Here is a 3,868-nt window from a genome sequence, read left to right as displayed (position 1 = left end):
TCCTCACCCGACCCCACACCTGGACCACCCCCGACAACCGACCCCGCCGCGCCGCCGTCTCCTCCTTCGGCATCAGCGGCACCAACGCCCACCTCGTCATGGAGGCAGCTCCGGAGGCGGCCCCGGCAGCCGAGCAGGCGGCCGTCGTCCGTGGCCCGCTGCCCTGGGTGCTGTCGGCGCGAACTCCCGAGGCACTGCGGGACCAGGCGACGCGGCTCCGTACCAGGGTCGCGGCCGACCCCGATCTGCGGCCGGCGGATGTGGGCCTGTCCCTGGCAGTCACCCGTACCGCCTTCGAGCACCGCGCCTCGGTGGTGGCCGAGGACCTCGGCGGCTTTCTGACGGGCCTCGACGCCCTGGCCACCCTCTCCCGAGGAGAACCGGCCCCGGGCATCACGCAGGGGCGCGCCGACAGCGACGGACGCCTGGCCTTCCTGTTCGCCGGACAGGGCAGCCAACGCACGGGCATGGGCCAACAGCTCCACCAGACCTACCCGGTCTTCGCCGACGCCTTCGACGCCGTATGCGCCGCCATCGACCCCCACCTGCAACACCCACTACGCAAAGCCGTCTTCGAAGACGATCACCTACTCGACCGCACCGAGTACACCCAACCCGCACTGTTCGCCCTCGAAACAGCCCTCTACCACCTGATCACCTCCTGGGGCATCACCCCCCACTACCTCACCGGCCACTCCATCGGCGAAATCACCGCAGCCCACGTAGCCGGAGTCCTCAACCTCACCGACGCCGCCACCCTCGTCACCCAGCGCGGCCGCCTCATGCAACACCTCCCCCCAGGCGGCGCCATGATGGCCATCCACGCCCCCACCACCCACATCCAACCCCTCCTCGACAACCACAACGCCACCATCGCCGCCATCAACAGCCCCACCAACACCGTCATCTCCGGCACCCTCGACGCCCTCACCCACATCGCCCAGCAACTCGGCACCGACACCAAAACCCGATTCCTCAACGTCTCACACGCATTCCACTCCCCCCTCATGGAACCCATGCTCGACGAGTTCCGACAGGCCCTCCACACCCTCACCTACCACCCCCCGACCATCCCCATCATCTCCACCCTCACCGGCACCACCGCCACCACCGAACAACTCACCGACCCCGAACACTGGATCAACCACGCCCGCCAAGCCGTCCTCTACCACCCCGCCATCCAAACCCTCCACAACCTCGGCACCACCACCTACCTCGAACTCGGCCCCGACACCACCCTCACCACCCTCACCCAACAGACCACCACCACCGGCCACTTCATCCCCACCCTCCGCAAGAACCACCCCGAACCCCACACCACCACCAACGCCCTCGCCCACCTCCACACCACCGGCACCCCCATCAACTGGCACGCCTACTACACGGCCACCGCCCGCAGCACCCCCCTCCCCACCTACCCCTTCCAACGCCAACGCCACTGGCTCGACACCCCGGTGACCTCCGCGAACCTGGGTGCGGTGGGGCTGCTCACGGCGGATCACCCGCTGCTCGGCGCCGCCGTCGAGCTGGCCGGCGACGAGGGGCACGTGTTCACCGGGCGGCTGTCCTCGGCGACGCAGCCGTGGCTCGCCGACCACGCGGTGTTCGGCACGCCGCTCCTGCCTGGTACGGCCATGCTGGAGCTCATGCTGCTCGCGGGCGCACGTCTCGACGTGCCCGTGGTGCGAGAGCTGACTCTGGAGAACCCGCTGGTGCTGCCGGACGGCATCGAGGTGGACATCCAGCTGCTCGTGGGCGGTGAAGACGCCTCAGGGGCGCGACCGGTGCGACTGCACTCCCGGCAGACAGGCCGCGCCGAGTGGACGCGGCACGCCACCGGCACCATCGCACCCGCGGCCCCGGACGCCGTGCCCGAGGACGCGGCAGCTCCATGGCCACCCGCGGGCGCCCTTCCCCTCGATCTCGACGGGGCGTACGGACTGCTCACCGACCACGGTTACGACTACGGCCCCGCCTTCCAGGGGTTGCGGGCCGCCTGGCGGCTCGGCGAAGAGACCTTCGCGGAGCTGCGGTTCGACGAGGAGGCGGGCAGCGGCGGGTTCGCACTGCACCCCGCGCTGCTCGACTCCGTCCTCCATCCGATCGTCCTGGACGGCCTGGAGCAGGGCGAGGGCACGCAGCCGGTACGGCTTCCGTTCGCCTGGTCCGACGTCGCTCTCCACCGCGTCGGCGCGACGTCCTTGCGGGCCCGGCTCACGCCGACCGGAGAGAACAGCGTGGCGCTGGCGGTGACCGACGACTCCGGCAGGCCCGTGCTCTCCGCTTCGTCCCTGGCGGTGCGCGCCGTGGATCCCCGGCGCCTCACGGCAGGGGCCGGGCAGCACGACTCCCTGTTCCGGCTGGACTGGTCGCCGGTTCCCGCTCCCTCACGCCGGGACGTGGAACACGGGGCGGTGATCCATCAGGTGGAGCCCACCACCGGCACGGGCGGTCCGGAGGAACTGCGCGAGAGGCTGGGCCAGACCCTCGCCGCCGTCCAGGACCACCTCGCCGGGGACGCGCCGGAATCCCCACTGGTCGTGATCACCAAGGGCGGCGCGGCCACCGACGACGCCGTCGACGTGGTCGCCGCGTCGGTGTGGGGCCTGGTGCGTACGGCGCAGTCCGAACACCCGGACCGCTTCGTCCTCCTGGACACCGACACCGAATCACTCTCCCCCGACCTCATCACCACGGCACTCGCCACCGGCGAACCCCAACTCGCCCTCCGCAACAACACCCTCCTCGCCCCCCGCCTCACACGAGCCGACACCACCACCAACCACACACCCCACCTCGACCCCAACGGCACCATCCTCATCACCGGCGGCACCGGCACCCTCGGCTCACTGCTGGCCCGCCACCTCGTCACCGAGCACGGCGCACGCCACCTCCTCCTCGTCAGCAGGAGCGGCCCCGACGCCAACGGCGCAACCGAACTCACCACCGAACTCACCGCACTCGGCGCCCACACCACCATCACCGCCTGCGACGTCGCCGACCCCGACGCCCTCACCGCACTCCTCACCACCATCCCCGACCAACACCCCCTCACCACCGTCATCCACACCGCCGGCACCACCGACGACACCACCCTCGAAACCCTCACCCCCCACCAACTCGACACCGTCCTCCACGCCAAAGCCGACGCAGCCCACAACCTCCACCACGCAACCCGCAACCACCACACCCTCACCACCTTCATCCTCTACTCCTCCATCGCCGGCACCCTCGGCAACCCCGGACAAGCCAACTACGCCGCCGCCAACACCTACCTCGACGCCCTCGCACACCACCGCCACACCCAAGGACTCCCCGCCACCTCCCTCGCCTGGGGCCTGTGGGACGTGGCCGACAGCATGGCGAGCGACCTGGACGCGGTCGACCTCGCCCGTCTGGAGCGGCTGGGCATCGCACCGTTCAGCGCGCAGGAAGGGCTCGCCCTCTTCGACGCGGCACTCGGCACGGAGCACCCCGTGCTCGTACCGGCCCGGCTGGACATGGCCGCGCTCCGTGCCCGGGCCGAGCACGTCCCGGCCGTGCTCCGCGGCTTCGTCCGCACCCCTGCGCGGCCGACGAAGCGCAACGAGGCGTCGCTGGGCCGAACGCTGGCCGGTCTCCCCGAGGACCAGCAGCGGGCCCGGCTGGTGGACCTCGTGCGTCAGGCCGCAGCCGGCGTACTCGGTTACGGCGAGCCCCAAGCCGTGGACACGGCACGCGAGTTCAAGGCGCTGGGCTTCGATTCGCTGATGGCGGTCGAGCTCCGCAACCGCCTCAACTCCGCCACCGGCCTGCGCCTGCCCGCCACCCTCATCTTCGACCACCCCACACCCACCGCGCTCGCCGACCACCTGCGCCGGCAGCTCGT

1 protein-coding gene is annotated in these 3,868 nt (G+C 70.9%); it reads left to right on the top strand.

Going from position 1 to position 3,868, the window contains the following annotated elements; genetic code table 11:
- On the top strand, nucleotides 1-3,868 hold a 3,868-nt coding region (locus AB0O11_RS39110), incomplete at both ends, for a type I polyketide synthase (RefSeq protein WP_363397338.1).

Origin of the sequence: Kitasatospora sp. NPDC093102 (assembly GCF_040683915.1) — a bacterium.
In the GTDB taxonomy this organism is placed as follows: domain Bacteria; phylum Actinomycetota; class Actinomycetes; order Streptomycetales; family Streptomycetaceae; genus Kitasatospora.
This window is presented reverse-complemented; position numbering and strand designations above follow the sequence as displayed.